11 protein-coding genes are annotated in these 13807 nt (G+C 63.0%); all 11 read left to right on the top strand.

Annotated features, from left to right (window positions below; genetic code table 11):
* Positions 1–30 precede the first annotated feature (30 nt).
* Complete coding sequence (gene tagH, locus JMY24_RS06915; protein ID WP_201701634.1) at positions 31–1797, top strand: type VI secretion system-associated FHA domain protein TagH; 1767 nt, start codon at positions 31–33, stop codon at positions 1795–1797.
* A gap of 21 nt (positions 1798–1818) precedes the next feature.
* Entirely contained in the window at positions 1819–3153 is a 1335-nt protein-coding gene (gene tssK / locus JMY24_RS06910) for a type VI secretion system baseplate subunit TssK (RefSeq protein ID WP_201701628.1), read from the top strand.
* A 25-nt stretch (positions 3154–3178) separates the two neighbouring features.
* A complete protein-coding gene (gene tssL / locus JMY24_RS06905) occupies positions 3179–4468 on the top strand; it encodes a type VI secretion system protein TssL, long form (RefSeq protein WP_201701625.1) in 1290 nt (429 codons plus the stop codon).
* A gap of 43 nt (positions 4469–4511) precedes the next feature.
* Complete coding sequence (gene tssM, locus JMY24_RS06900) at positions 4512–8057, top strand: type VI secretion system membrane subunit TssM (protein ID WP_201701618.1); 3546 nt, start codon at positions 4512–4514, stop codon at positions 8055–8057.
* Positions 8054–8734, top strand: a complete 681-nt coding sequence (gene tagF / locus JMY24_RS06895) for a type VI secretion system-associated protein TagF (RefSeq protein ID WP_128584888.1) — start codon at positions 8054–8056, stop codon at positions 8732–8734. The genes tssM and tagF overlap by 4 nt, the downstream gene beginning before the upstream one ends.
* Positions 8735–8859: 125 nt before the next feature.
* Positions 8860–9459, top strand: coding sequence for an OmpA family protein (locus tag JMY24_RS06890; RefSeq protein ID WP_128598468.1), 600 nt, complete (start codon positions 8860–8862; stop codon positions 9457–9459).
* Between the two features lie 21 nt (positions 9460–9480).
* Positions 9481–10440 (top strand): hypothetical protein, encoded by a 960-nt coding sequence (locus JMY24_RS06885; RefSeq protein ID WP_193414780.1) that lies wholly within the window; start codon positions 9481–9483, stop codon positions 10438–10440.
* A 15-nt stretch (positions 10441–10455) separates the two neighbouring features.
* Positions 10456–11007 (top strand): DNA/RNA non-specific endonuclease, encoded by a 552-nt coding sequence (locus JMY24_RS06880; protein ID WP_128584886.1) that lies wholly within the window; start codon positions 10456–10458, stop codon positions 11005–11007.
* Positions 11008–11035: 28 nt separating this feature from the next.
* Positions 11036–11836, top strand: a complete 801-nt coding sequence (locus JMY24_RS06875) for a M15 family metallopeptidase (protein WP_128584885.1) — start codon at positions 11036–11038, stop codon at positions 11834–11836.
* Entirely contained in the window at positions 11833–12333 is a 501-nt protein-coding gene (locus tag JMY24_RS06870) for a hypothetical protein (RefSeq protein WP_128598467.1), read from the top strand. The genes JMY24_RS06875 and JMY24_RS06870 overlap by 4 nt, the downstream gene beginning before the upstream one ends.
* 405 nt (positions 12334–12738) lie before the next feature.
* On the top strand, positions 12739–13800 hold the full coding sequence (locus JMY24_RS06865) for a methyltransferase (protein WP_128598466.1): 1062 nt from the start codon (positions 12739–12741) through the stop codon (positions 13798–13800).
* Positions 13801–13807 lie beyond the last annotated feature (7 nt).

Raw genomic sequence — 13807 nt, 5'->3', positions numbered from 1 at the left:
TTACTGACCTGACCGGTTGTGGGGAGCCAAGTGAGCTATCCGATTCTTTCGCTGCGGGTCGTGCGATTCAACGACGAAACGCTGGCCGAGCCGATTGCCATTGCGTTCGGACCGGCGGGCGGCACGATTGGCCGCGCGACCGACTGCACGCTCGTGCTGCCCGACCAGCAGCGCGCTATTTCACGCGTTCACGCGCGCGTCGAATTTCGCGGCGGCGACTATTTGCTGTGCGACCTGGGCAGCAATCCGAGTGTGTTGAATCAGCGCGCGCTCGGCGGCACGCGCGAGGCCCGGCTCGCGGACGGCGACCGTCTGCTGATTGGGCCGTATCTGCTGGAGGTGTCGATTGGCGAGCAGACTGCTCCGTTGAGCGGCCTGACGGGCGGCCGTGATCCTCTGAGCGCCGCGCAGGTGCTCGGCGGTCCGTTGGCCGATCCAGAAGGCGATGTGTTGCGTATCGGCTCCCTCGATCCGCTCGGCCAGCCGGGCTTCGGTGAACAGCAGCGGATATCGTCGCGGCCGGGCTTTGTGGGTTCGGAGAGCGATCACGTGTCGCCGGAGCTGCAAGCGTTTTCGGCTCCGCAACCGCCGCGGCAGGAGCAGGGCACACCGTCCCCACCCGCTGGAGGCATTCCGGCCAATTACGATCCGCTCGCCGATGCGTTGGCGCAATGGGAAACGCCGGCGCAGGCGGGCGGTCCGTCGCCCGCGGCAGCGCCGCGTCATGCGGCGCACGAGACGGCGGCCACGGCGGCTGCACCGAGCGGCGGCCCAACGGGCTTGCCGCCGGGACTGCTCGATACCTCGATGACAGGGGCCGCAGCCACACCGTTCGACGATCTGTTTGCGACGCCGTCTGCTCAGCCGTCCGCGTCTTCCGGGCCGTCTGCTCCGGTGGTGCCGGTGGTCGTGCCGGTCGTGGCGCCGCAAGCGGCTAGCGCGCGGCTCGTCACGCCTGTTGCTGCGTCTATCCAGCCGGAGGCTACATCCCCTGATCCGCAGCCCGCTTCAATCACACCGCAAACTTCCGTGCCGTCACCGACCGCAGACATTGCGCCCCTCCGGACATTCGCCACGAAGGCGGATGACAGTGGCCAATCAGCCGCGCCGCCGGCCACGCCTGGCGCGCCAGCCGCACCGGCACATCGCGATACTTCCGCCCCAGTCAGCGAAAACGCCAGCACCATCCACGCATTGCTCGAAGGTCTCGGCCTCGATGCATCACGCCCGCCGAACCTGCCCGAGCCGGAATTCGCGCGCCTCATCGGCGAAATGCTGCGCGAGTCGCTGCGCGGAACAATGGCCGTACTGCGCGCACGGTCGATGACCAAACGCGAAGCGCGCCTCGATACGACGATGATCGTCGCGCGCGACAACAACCCGCTCAAGTTTTTCCCCGATGTCGACAGCGCGCTTGCGCAAATGCTGACTGGCCGCAGCGCCGGCTATCTGCCGCCGGACGAAGCGCTCAAGCGCGCCTTCGACGACATCGAAGCACACGAACTCGCCGTGCTCGCCGGCATGCGCGCGGCGCTCGCGCACGTGCTCGGCCGCTTCGATCCCGCGACGATCGAAGCCCAACTGAAGGAGCCTGGTGCACTCGAAAAAGTGCTGTCGAACCGCAAGGCGAAGCTGTGGGATCTGTTCGTCGAATTGCGGGGCACGGTCGCGCGCGAAGCCGACGACGACTTTCAGAAACTCTTCGGCAAAGCCTTCAACGACGCATATGAGGCCCAGATCGAGGCACTGCACGCGGCCCGCGAGCGTCAGCCGAAGCACCCGGCCAAATCCACCTGACTTACTTTTGAACGAGACGATATGTCCTGGAACAGCAAAGTCATCTGGTCGGAGGGGATGTTTCTTCAGCCCCAGCATCTGCAGCAGCACGACCGCTATCTGCAGAGGCAACTGGAGGCGCGCGCGAGCGGCCTGCATTCGTATAGCTGGGGCTTTACGGCGCTGTGCATCGACGAGCCCTTGCTCAAGCTCGGCAAGCTCGCGCTGTTGTCGTGCTCGGGCGTGCTGCCTGACGGCACGCCATTCGATCTTCCTGCCGACGACGACTTGCCGGAGCCGCTCGACATTCCCGAAGGCACGCGCAACATGCTCGTCCAACTGGCGCTGCCGGTGCGCAGACCCGGTGTCGCCGAAACTGGCAACGAAGCGAGCGAGGAAAACTTCGCGCGGCACCGCATCGCCGAACTCGACGTGAGCGACAGCAACGATCCGAATGCGGGAGCCGCGTTGATGCAGATCGGCAAATTGCGAGTGCGCCTCGCGCTGGCACCCGAAGTGGCGAACGGCTACACGGCGCTCGGAGTTGCCCGCGTGCTCGAACGCCTGCCAGACAACCGGGTCGTACTGGAAAACGACTACAGCCCGCCGTGTCTCGACTACCGGGTGGCGCGCCGCCTTGGCGCTTTCGTCGACGATCTGGTGGGGCTTCTGCATCAGCGCGGCGAAGCGCTGGCCGCGCGCCTTGCCCAGCCGGGTGTGACCGGTGTCGCGGAAGTGGCGGACTTTCTGTTGCTGCAACTGGTCAACCGCCACGAGCCGCTCGCCTCCCATCTCTCGACGATGACCGGCCTGCACCCCGAAGAGCTGTACCGGGTGGCGGTGCAGCTCGCCGGCGAACTGGCGACCTTCAGCCAGCCGTCGAAGCGGCCGCAAGCGTATCCGGTCTATCGCCATGAATGGCTGAGAGAGACGTTTGCGCCGGTGATCGACGATATACGCGCCTCTCTAGGCATGGTGATGGATCCGCACGCGGTGCCGATTCCGCTCGAGGAACGCAAGTTCGGCTTGCGCGTGGCGCTCGTGCCGGACAAGACGCTGTTCACCGGGGCCGCCTTCGTCCTTGCGGTGCGCGCGCACATGCCGGCCGAGCAGATTCTGACCGGCTTCCCGCCGCAGGTGAAGATCGGGCCGATCGAGCGCATTCGCGATCTGGTCAACCTGCAATTGCCTGGCGTCGGCTTGCGTGCGTTGCCCGTGGCGCCCCGGCAGTTGCCGTTTCATGCGGGCTTTACCTACTTCGAACTCGACCGCGGCAACGACTTGTGGAAGCAGTTCTCCAGTTCCGCCGGTATGGCGCTGCATGTCGCCGGCGACTTCCCTGGGCTGACGATGGAGTTCTGGGCAATTCGCCGCTGATGCAATCGATTTGAGGAAGTTCATCGTGAGTCCTGACGAACTGCGCGGCCGCTCCGACGATCCCGGCGCGACGATCCTGATCCCGACGCCCGGCGGCGCGCGCGCGGCGTTGATGGCGGCCGCGACAACACCCGGGCCGATGCTGGCGGCAGGCGGGGGTCTCAATCCGCTGTTGCGAGCGGCGAATCCGCTGATCGAACTTGCCTTGCCGCTGCGTCTGTTGCCGACTCATCCGAATGTCGAGGAGTTGCGCAATCAGTTGGTGCAGATGGTGCGCAACTTCGAAGCGCAAGGCCGCGCCAACGGCATCGACGACGAAAAGCTCGGTGCGTCGCGCTACTGCTTGTGCACCTTTCTCGATGAGGCGATCGCGAGCACGCCGTGGGGCGCGGGCCTATGGGGCAGCCGCAGCCTGCTCGTCATATTTCATAACGAGGCGTCGGGCGGCGAGCGTTTCTACATGATTCTTCAGCGCCTCGCGCAAAATCCGGCGGCCAACGTCGATGTACTCGAATTGATGTATGTCATTCTCGGCCTCGGTTTCGAAGGCCGCTACCGGCTGATCGACGGGGGCCGGACGCAACTCGACACGATCCGCGAGCGCCTCGAACAGATGATTCGCGGACAGCGCGGCGCCGCCGAGCGCGATCTGTCGCCGCACTGGCTCCCCGTGAAGGCGGAGCGCAAGCCGTTGTTGCACCTCGTGCCGGTGTGGGTGACAGCGGCGGTTGCGTGCGTGGTGCTGGTGGTCGTTCATCTGCTGTTGAGCTTCAGTCTGAACGACAGGTCCGATCGCGTTTTCGAAGCGCTTCACGGTATTCGTGTCGCGCCGGCTCCCGCGCTCGCCTCGAAACTGGCGGCAGCGCCCAAGCTCGCGCCCAGGCTCTCGCAGTTCCTCTCGCCTGAAATTGCGCGCGGCCTCGTGCGGGTCACGGAGTTGCCGGATCGCACGGTCGTCACCATCAATGGCGACGGCCTGTTCGCCTCGGGCAGCGCCGATGTCGCGCCGGGCTTCGTGCCGCTCATACAACGCATCGGCGACGCGTTGAAGGAAGTGCAGGGCAATGTCGTGGTCGCGGGCCACACGGACAATCAGCGGGTCCTCTCGGCGCGCTTCCCGTCAAACTGGCATTTGTCGCAGGCACGCGCGGAAGCCGTGCGCGACATGCTCGCGGCCCGCGCTGGCACGCCAGGCCGCTTCAGCGCCGAAGGGCGCGGTGACGCCGAGCCCATCGTGCCCAATGACACCAGTGTGAATCGCGCGAAGAATCGCCGGGTCGATATCACGGTTCTTGCGCCGGGGGCGGCATCGTGAGCGCCATGGTGACTAGCGCGCCGCGCGTGCAAGGGAGCCAGCTATGAAAATCTTCAACTGGCTGAGACGGCCCATCGTGCTGTCGTTGCTCGGCGTGCTGGCGCTTGCGCTGATCGTCTGGGTCGAAGGGCCGCTGCTCGGATACGCGGGTCACGAGCCGCTCGACACGCCCGGCAGCCGCTTGACGGTCATTGTCGTGCTGTTGCTGCTATGGGCGCTGTATTGGATCGTGCGCTGGATCGCAATGCGCTTCGTCAACGTCAGGTTCACACGCGTCGTGGCACAGGAGCCAGCCGCGCCTGCGACCGGCAAGCAGGAATCCGAGGCCGACGTCGCGGCCTTGAAGCAGCGTTTCGAAGCCGCCATGGCGACATTGCGAAAGGCTCGTGTGAAGGGCCGCTTTGGAAGCCAGTACGTATATCAGTTGCCGTGGTACATGTTCGTCGGCGCGCCCGGCACCGGCAAGACCACTGCGCTTCTGAATTCCGGCCTCAAGTTTCCGCTGGCCGACCGGCTCGGCAAACAATCGATCGGCGGCGTCGGCGGCACGCGCAACTGCGACTGGTGGTTCACCGACGACGCCGTGCTGCTGGATACCGCTGGCCGCTTCACCACACAGGACAGTTTCGCCGAAGCCGATCAGGCCGCCTGGGCCGGCTTCCTGCAACTGTTGCGCAAGTATCGTCCGCGCCGGCCGCTGAACGGCGTGATCGTGGCGCTGTCGGCAGGCGACCTGCTGCAACTGTCGGAAACGCAACGTGCACAGCAGGCGAACGCCGTGCGCGAACGGCTCAAGGAACTGTACGGCCAGCTCGGCATGCGCTTTCCCGTCTATGTGGTCGTGACCAAATGCGATCTTCTCGCAGGCTTCGCAGAGTTTTTCGACGACCTCGGCCGCGACGAGCGCGAGCAGGTATGGGGCATGACTTTTCCATTCAACGAGCAAGGCTTGCCCGACGAGGCGCTCGCCGCATTCCCCGCCGAATTCGACGCGCTGGAGAAGCAGTTGCAAGCCCGCGTGCTGAACCGCATGCAGCGCGAGACCGACACGCGCAGGCGCGCGCTGGTCTATGGTTTCCCACAGCAGTTCGCCGGTCTCGAGTCGGTGCTGAAAGGGTTTCTCGACGAGACCTTCAGCACCTCGCGTTTCGAGCAGTCCGCGCTGTTGCGTGGCGTCTATTTCACGAGCGGCACTCAGGAGGGGCGGCCGATCGACCGCGTGATGAGCGCCGTGGCCGCGGCGCTCGGCTTGCAACGACAGGTCGTAGTGCCGGACGCTTCGAGCGGACGCGCCTACTTCATCACGCGCCTGCTGCGGGACGTAATCTTCGAAGAAGCCGGGCTGGCGGGCGCGAACCGGAAACTGGAACGGCGCCGCGTGTGGTTCCAGCGCGCGGCGCTGGCAGCGATTGGTATCTTCACGGTCGTCGCGCTGCTGCTGTTCTTTGTCAGCTATCAGCGCAATCGCGCCTATATTGCCGATGTCGAACAGCATGTCGGCCAGTTGCAGAAACTCGCGCAGACTACTGCGCAAAGTGACAACCCGCTTGCGCTGCTGCCGTTGCTCAACGCCGCGCGCGATATTCCCGGCGGTTACGCGGACCGCGACAAAAGCGTGCCGTGGTTGTCCCGCCTCGGCCTCTATCAGGGCGACAAGCTGGGTCTCGAAGCGCAGGCGAGCTATCGGCGCTTGCTGCGGCAGACCTTGCTGCCGCTCGTGGTCGGCACAATGGAACAGGAACTGCGGCGTGGCGACGCGAACAATCCGGACTTTCAGTATGAAGTCCTGCGCGCCTATCTGATGCTCGGCGACCCGCTGCACTATGACGCCGACTCCGTGCGTTTGTGGGCCGATGTCGATTGGCGACGCGGTCCGTTGCGTGCTGCGAGCGACGAACAGCGCAACGATATCGACGGCCATCTTGCAGCGCTATTCCAGCCGGCGCGCTTCGATGCGTCGCTACCGCTCGACAAGGATCTGATCGCGCAGGCACGTACGGTCATCGCGAGAATGCCGCTGACGCAACGGCTCTTCAACCGCGTCAAGCGCAATCTCGAACAGGCCGGCCTCCCGGAGTTCAGCGTCGCCAACGCGGCAGGCCGCAACGCGGCGCTGGTGCTCGTGCGCAAGAGCGGCGCACCATTGACGCGCGGCGTTTCCGGAGCTTACACGCGGGCTGGCTATCGCAAGTTCATCCAGCTGCGCAACGAGGCGGTGCTCGATATCGCGAAGGACGACTGGGTTCTCGGCCGTGAGGAATCCGTATTGACACCAACCGGCATAGAAGATTTGAGGACGGGCATCACGCGCCTGTACTTCGACGAGTACATCCGGCAGTGGGACGGGCTGCTGAACGACATCGACGTGGTGCCGTTCGACGGTCTGGAAAAAGGCGCGCGCGTGGCGAACCTGTTGTCCGCGCCGGATTCTCCGTTGCGATCGTTGATGCTGGCGGCGGCGCAGGAGACCACGCTGGGTGACGCGAAGACCGGCGGATCGCTGGCCCAGCAGGGCGTCGCCGCGCTGGGCGGCAAGCTCGATGCGGCCAGGAAGCGCCTGGAAAGCGCCTTGGGAAACCAGCCGGAAGACGTGGCAGCGCCACCACCGGCGGAACTCAATCCTGTCGATGTACATTTCCAGGCACTGCACGATCTTGCCGGCAAACCCGGCGCGGCAGGCCCAGTTCCGCTGGACGTGCAACTCGCCGCGTTGAAGGATGCGGCGGCCTATCTGGAGGCAGCGGACGCCGCGCGCCGCCAGGGTCTCGCGGCCCCTGCGGGCGATGCGTTGAACAAGCTCAAGCTGGTCGCGCAAGGCTCGCCGCCGCCGTTGGCTGCGGTAGCCACCGACGTCGCGGCCGGCGCGGGATTGCTGATGGTCGGGGGCGAGCGCGCACGGCTCAATGCGTTGTGGCAGGCGAATGTCGCGCAGTTGTGCCGGCGGGCGCTCGACGGCCGTTATCCGCTTGTGCGCGGGTCCACGCGCGATGCCGCGCCCGACGACTTCGGCAGGCTGCTCGGGCCTGGCGGGCTAATCGACGATTTCTTCCAGAAGAACCTGGCGACGCTCGTCGACATGTCAGGGCCGCAATGGCGCTGGCGCAGCGGCACCGAGACGCTCGGCATACCTGCGGATGTACTCGTCCAGTTCCAGCGTGCGGCGCAGATCCGCGATGCGTTCTTTCGCGCGGGCGGGCGCGATGTATCGGTGCGCTTCGAAGTGAAACCTCTGACGATCGATCCAGCAATCGTGCAGTTCACGCTTGACATCGACGGACAGCAACTGGTTGTGAAACCGGGCGCGCAACAATCAATGGTATTTCAGTGGCCGAGCGGCAAAGGGACGGGCGACGCGCACGTCGAGTTTACGCCGCCTGGTGGCGCACCTGCGGCACGCGCCGGTGGTCCGTGGGCGCTGCTGCACCTGCTGGATGGCGCGCACTTGCAGCCTACCTCGCAGCCGGACCGGTTCCGTCTGAGCTTCGACTCGGATGGCCGTCGCGCGGAATTCGAACTGGCGGCCAGCAGTATCGTGAATCCGTTTCGGCGCGGCATCGTCGAGCAGTTCCGCTGCCCGGACCGGTTATGAGCGCGAGCATCTTCCCAGCGCCCGGCTTCTTCGGCAAGGTGCGCACGCATGGCGACTTCGTATCCCGGCGCTTGCCCGCAGAGTTCTTGAGGCCTTGGGACCAGGGCCTACAGGAAAACATGCTGGCTGCGCAGCAGCGCTTCGGTGCGCAATGGCTGCCGTTGTATCTGAATGCGCCGGTGTGGTGTTTCGCGCTGGGTCCAGATGTGTATGGCGTGAACGCGTGGGCAGGCGTGTTGATGCCGGGCGTCGACCGCGTCGGGCGTTACTTTCCGTTCACGATTGCTCAGGCATTCGAGGGGGCGGAGCTCGGGCGCCGGCTGAGCGGCGCACAAGGATGGTATGACCGCTTGACGCAATTGGCGTTGACTACATTGACCCCAGAGTTCTCACTCGATGGTTTCGATGAGGCGTTGCGCGCGGTGAAATTCTCCGGTGGTAATCAGGAGGCGACGCCATGGCGGCTCGCGGTAAGAGACGCATCCGATGACAGCTTCGCAACGTTGCTTGTGAAAGCTGCCATAGCGGGACAAGGTATCTGGTGGAGCGAGGGCTCGCCCGACCTGGCGGCATCGGCGAGAATCTGTGCGGGCGCGATGAGCGGCTTGCGGTTCGCGAGCCTTCTCGACGTTGGCACGAATGAATGGGATTCCATCGTCGAACTGACGCTGCAGTGATATCGAATCCGGGCACGCAGACATAACTCACCGCAGCGCGCTGTGCGCTGGCAGTGGTTTCAAATTGTCTGCCCATCGTTCGTCTTTGAAGTTGAGGCTGTCATGCATTCTGCGGAGATCGCCGTATGTCGCGCCTTAGACATTCATCTTCCGTGCAACGCGCGGGAAGCGCTCTACTTGTCGTAGCGGTATGGCTCGTTGCATTGTTTTGCACGCCCACGCATGCGGCAGAACCGGTCCTGAACGAGCAGGACATCAACGAGCAGTCGGTAACTCGCGCACTGGAGCCCGACGCGCCCAGTGACGACGTCGTAACACGCGGTTTCGTGCTCTCGAACAAACAGCCGTCTGGCGCGGCGCGACCCGCGGCAGCCGCGAGAAAGCCGGCCGCCCAAATGCTCATTACATTCGCCAGCAATTCGGCCACGCTCACCGACAGCGCTCAAGCGGCGCTCGACAAGGTTGCCAGCGCGTTACAGTCCGAAAAGCTCGCCGCGTACCGGTTTCGTGTGGAAGGGCACGCCGACCCGCGCGGTTCGCCCGATACGAACATGAAACTCTCCGAGGATCGCGCGGCCGCGGTGGTCAAGTATCTGACACAGAAAGACGGGATCGCTCCGGAGCGGCTGTCGTCGCTCGGTAAAGGTTCTTCCGAACCGTTGAACAGGCGTAATCCGACGGCGCCGGAAAATCGCCGTGTGACGATAATTACCGTCACCGAGTAGCTGCTTTTCGGGCCGACGCTGATGAAAAGTTATCGCGCGTGTTCTGCCCGGGCGGCAATGGCGGCGCTGCTATTTGTTTCCGCAACGCCAGTCGCGGTCGCTGCGCAGGCGAATACCTCGGTGAACGCGGCCGATGGCGCGAGTGAAGCACTTACGGTCGCAGTGGATCGCGAAACTGGCGCGCGACGTCTGCCGCTTGCTGATCTGCAAGCTGCCCTTGCATCCGACGCAAGACTGCAATTGTTCAGCATTACGGATAAACCGGGGCTCTACGTGATGCAGGCAGCAAGCCTCGCGCAACAGGGCGCCATGTTTGCACGAATAGTTGCGTTGCTGGAAAGGCGGGATATGCCGCGTAATCGCGTAGTGCCCGCGGCGGCCATCGCGGCGCATGCGCGGCGCTTCGGCACTGATTCCGCCGGGTTGACCGTCGGCAACGATTTCAGCACGGTCGAGCTGGCGCATTTTTTCGAAGTGGCGCACGAGCAAGGCGTGGTGCTGAGCCAGGACGAGCGCGCGCTGCGGACGATCCTTGTGCGATGGCATCTGATCCGCGAAGTGCAACGGAACTGGAAAGCGGTGAGCGTTCACGATTTTCTGATCACTATTCCGGGTCTTGGACCAGGGCCGGGTGGAGAGGCGATCGACACCGCCGTCAGAGCAGCAATACTCAGTCACGAATTAGGGCATTGGCTGTACTTTTCGAACAGTGCGTATGCGCAAGCGTGCCGCGCGTTCTGGTGGCGAGTGCTGAGCTTTGAAGAACGCGCAGAACTGACTCGACAACTAGCGAAGCTGGGTTACGACCCGAGCGACCGTGTGGTGATCGATGAGATGCAGGCGTATTTGCTGCATACGCCAGCGGAGTACATGCCGATCGTTGATACCAAGGGGGTTGGCGGCGTGGATGTGGGCGATGTGCGGCGGCGGCTGCAAGAAAGCGTCACCGTTGGGCCAGAGGGGCGAGAATTGGCGCCATGAAATGCAGGGTGATGCATGACGAATTACGCGGAACTGAATGTGTTTTTGCCTCATCTGTCGCAGACGGACGCGGACACAGCGTTACACGAAGTGATTACTCCGCTTCTGGTTGATTTGTGGGCAAACGACTATTTCCGACGCTTTGCATCTTGCGAGCTGATCGAAGCTTCCGTTGGAGGATTCTCCTATCTGTTCGACGTTTCTACCGAACGCCTGGTTGCAGCATGGGGAATTAGTCAAGGGAAGAGCAATGTGCCCCGCAAGGAAATTGCGACGCGGATGCGTGGACATCCGCTCAGTAACGGTGGCACGTACCACCGCGGACATGCGATTCCACATACGCTAGGCGGCTCGACCGATATCAACCTCGTGCCGCAGTTGGGCAAGATCAATAGCGGTCCGTTCCAGGCTTTGGAACGGCTGGCCGTGAGTAGTCCGGGGGCGCTCTATTTTACGTATTGGTTGTATGGGCCGGGCGACGGTCAGGTGCCCATCGGAGTAGAGCAGGGGCTTTTGAGTCCCGGCGCAACCGCGTATCCATTCAGGTTATCGACGTTTGAGAATTAGGGTAGGCGTTTTCGCGGCGAGGTCATCTATGACTGCAAGCATTGCCAAATCCGTAGGTCAGGGTGGCGCGAACAACAAAGACGACGTCGCTCTGGTTCAAACCCTGCTGGTCCAGCACGGGTTCACGAGTCTCGCTCCGCCCGCAGGTGTCTGCGACAAGGAAACAATCCAGGCGATTGAGAGTTTCCAGCGCCAGTTCACAAAGCTTCCGGATGGACGCGTTGACCCGAACGGAAGGTCCTGGCGTCATTTAGTGGCGTTCGAACATCATCCACCTTCCGTGCTTTCTCCGTTTCTGCGCCTCGTCTCGCGCCCCGCGGCAAACACCATTAATCATGGCATACACCCCGTCTCCGACGCGTTCATGAAAAGCACGCTAGGGCAGCCGCGCCAAAGTTATTCGTCCGACTGCCAGCCATTGACCGACTCGCGGCTGAAGAGAAACGTAGTGGTCGCCAGGATTGGGAATTTCCGCGTTCAGGGGTTGTTGCCTGCTGTGGACAGCTTGCGAGAGGTTTTCGCGGATATCGGGCGGGAGTTACCCGATCTCGCCGCGCAGATCGGAACGGCGGGTATGTTGTGCTGCCGCTACCGGCGCGGTAGTGCGACAACGATTTCCAATCACTCGTGGGGTACTGCTGTCGACCTGACGATAGCCGGCGTGCTCGATACACGCGGAGACAACAAGGTCCAGGTCGGCCTGACTCTTATCTGTCCCATCTTTAATCGCCACGGCTGGTATTGGGGAGCCGCCTTTCCTACCGAAGACGGAATGCACTTCGAGGCGGGCAAGGATCTCGTCGCAAGCTGGCCTGCAGTACTGAAATGAAGCGCTTGCCGTTTGTTTTGCGAGCGTTGCCTGTCGCCTTCGTAGCGGCGGTATTGGGATTTGCATTTCCGCAGGACGGTTGCGCGTCTGCGCTGAATGGGGCGGATACGCGTTCGGGATGCCGATTTGAGACCCCGGCTTCGTGGGACTTCACCGTCTTGCGGTGGAGCGGCGGTTGCTCCGCGGACGGAATAGCGGACGGATACGGAGTTTTGCGTGCTTACTCTAACGGTAAAGTTGTCGAATCTTATTTCGGAGAGATAAAGCGTGGGCGCCTCTCCATCGGTGTCATTGAAACGCCGTCTGGATATGTCGCGGGGAAGTTTGTTGATGGCAAACCACTAGGAGATCAGGACCGTAATGACCTGATCGCTGCCTTCAACATTGCTGCCAAGGCCGCGCGGCAGATTAGCGAAGTGTTTCGGCGCAATGGCGACACTGCCGCTTTCCATTACTACTCAAACAAGGCAAGGGCATTGCAAGAACAGATGGATTGATCGGGACCAGCGGCCGGCGACAGTGTCGGCCAGGGGAATCGCCGTTTCGCATTGGTTGTCGGCGATATAGAGATTTACGATTTTGTGACCGCCCGTGGTTGACAACCAGCGGCGACGGTCGCAGACATGGGGTGGGCTGGGCCACGGGTCAGCATTGCCCAACAGGAAAGCGGACTCTATAGTGGAACGATCACATTGAGACTTCATTTGCGCACGGACGACGGGTTGACGCCGACGCGTTCTTCTGCCGGATGTAGCGCGCGCGGATCAGTTCCGCGGCGGCTGAACGAGGAACGATCCGGATAAAGCACATACATCTGTCTGTGCGGTAGCGGACATCTGGGAGCGATCGTGCGGCTACCAGATGTGATCCAACGACGAACGATCTTCGTATAGGAGACATCGATGGCATCAGTATCAGCCACGCAACAAGAGGCGCCGCGCGCCGACCAAGCGACAGAAGCGGAGCCTTCGCCCGAAAAGATCCTGCAGGTGGCAATGGGGTTCTGGGCATCAAAGACATTGCTCTCGGCTGTGGAGATGCAATTGTTCAGCCATCTCGCACGCGGCCCGCAAGACGCCTCGCAACTCACCGGGGCGTTGGGGCTGCATCCGCGATCGGCGCTCGATTTCCTCGACGCACTTGTCGCGCTCAAGTTCCTGAACCGCACTAACGGCGTCTACAGCAACACGCGAGACGTCGATCTCTTCCTCGACCAGGAGAAGCCGAGCTACATCGGCGGGCTACTCGAAATGGCGAACTCGCGGCTGTATCCGTTCTGGGGCTCGCTCACAGAAGCGTTGCGCACCGGCATGCCACAAAACGAGTCCAGGCAGGGTGGGAACGTCTTTGAGGCGATTTATAGCGACGGAGCACGACTGCGGACGTTCCTGCACGCGATGAGCGGCGTCAGTCTCGGGGCTGCGCGTGCAATCGCGCAGCAGTTTCCGTGGCAGAACTACCGTACGTTCATTGACATCGGCGCGGCACAGGGCGCATTGCCGGTGCAGGTGGCGCTCGCACATCCGCATCTGTCAGGTGGCGGCTTTGACCTGCCCCCAGTGCGGCCTGTCTTTGAGGAATACGTCGCATCGCACGGATTGGAGGAGCGACTGCACTTCTACGCAGGCAACTTCTTCGACGATCCGTGCCCAACAGCCGACGTACTGGTGATGGGCCACGTCCTGCACGACTGGGATCTTGACCAGAAGCGCGCCTTGCTGCGCAAGTGCCACGACTCGCTGCCGGATGGTGGCTCCCTCATCGTCTATGACGCGATGATCGACGACGAGCGCCGCGACAACGCTTTTGGCCTGCTCATGAGTCTGAACATGCTGATCGAAACTCCCGGCGGCTTCGACTACACAGGCGCGCAATGCATCGAATGGATGCGCGAGGCGGGCTTTACGCGGGTGCGTGTGGAGCGGCTTGTCGGCCCCGACTCGATGGCAATCGGCATCAAATAGCGGCGCT

Origin of the sequence: Paraburkholderia kirstenboschensis (assembly GCF_904848585.1) — a bacterium.
In the GTDB taxonomy this organism is placed as follows: Bacteria; Pseudomonadota; Gammaproteobacteria; order Burkholderiales; family Burkholderiaceae; genus Paraburkholderia; species Paraburkholderia kirstenboschensis.
The sequence above is the reverse complement of the archived record's forward strand: the minus strand, read 5'-3'. Positions and strand labels throughout refer to the sequence as shown.

What these genes read in the sequence shown, in the direction of transcription:
- tssK (WP_201701628.1), top strand. Translation starts at nt 1,819, where the DNA reads ATGTCCTGGAACAGCAAAGTCATCTGGTCGGAGGGGATGTTTCTTCAG.
- tssM (WP_201701618.1), top strand. Translation starts at nt 4,512, where the DNA reads ATGAAAATCTTCAACTGGCTGAGACGGCCCATCGTGCTGTCGTTGCTC.
- tagF (WP_128584888.1), top strand. Translation starts at nt 8,054, where the DNA reads ATGAGCGCGAGCATCTTCCCAGCGCCCGGCTTCTTCGGCAAGGTGCGC.
- JMY24_RS06890 (WP_128598468.1), top strand. Translation starts at nt 8,860, where the DNA reads ATGTCGCGCCTTAGACATTCATCTTCCGTGCAACGCGCGGGAAGCGCT.
- JMY24_RS06885 (WP_193414780.1), top strand. Translation starts at nt 9,481, where the DNA reads ATGAAAAGTTATCGCGCGTGTTCTGCCCGGGCGGCAATGGCGGCGCTG.
- JMY24_RS06880 (WP_128584886.1), top strand. Translation starts at nt 10,456, where the DNA reads ATGACGAATTACGCGGAACTGAATGTGTTTTTGCCTCATCTGTCGCAG.
- JMY24_RS06875 (WP_128584885.1), top strand. Translation starts at nt 11,036, where the DNA reads ATGACTGCAAGCATTGCCAAATCCGTAGGTCAGGGTGGCGCGAACAAC.
- JMY24_RS06870 (WP_128598467.1), top strand. Translation starts at nt 11,833, where the DNA reads ATGAAGCGCTTGCCGTTTGTTTTGCGAGCGTTGCCTGTCGCCTTCGTA.
- JMY24_RS06865 (WP_128598466.1), top strand. Translation starts at nt 12,739, where the DNA reads ATGGCATCAGTATCAGCCACGCAACAAGAGGCGCCGCGCGCCGACCAA.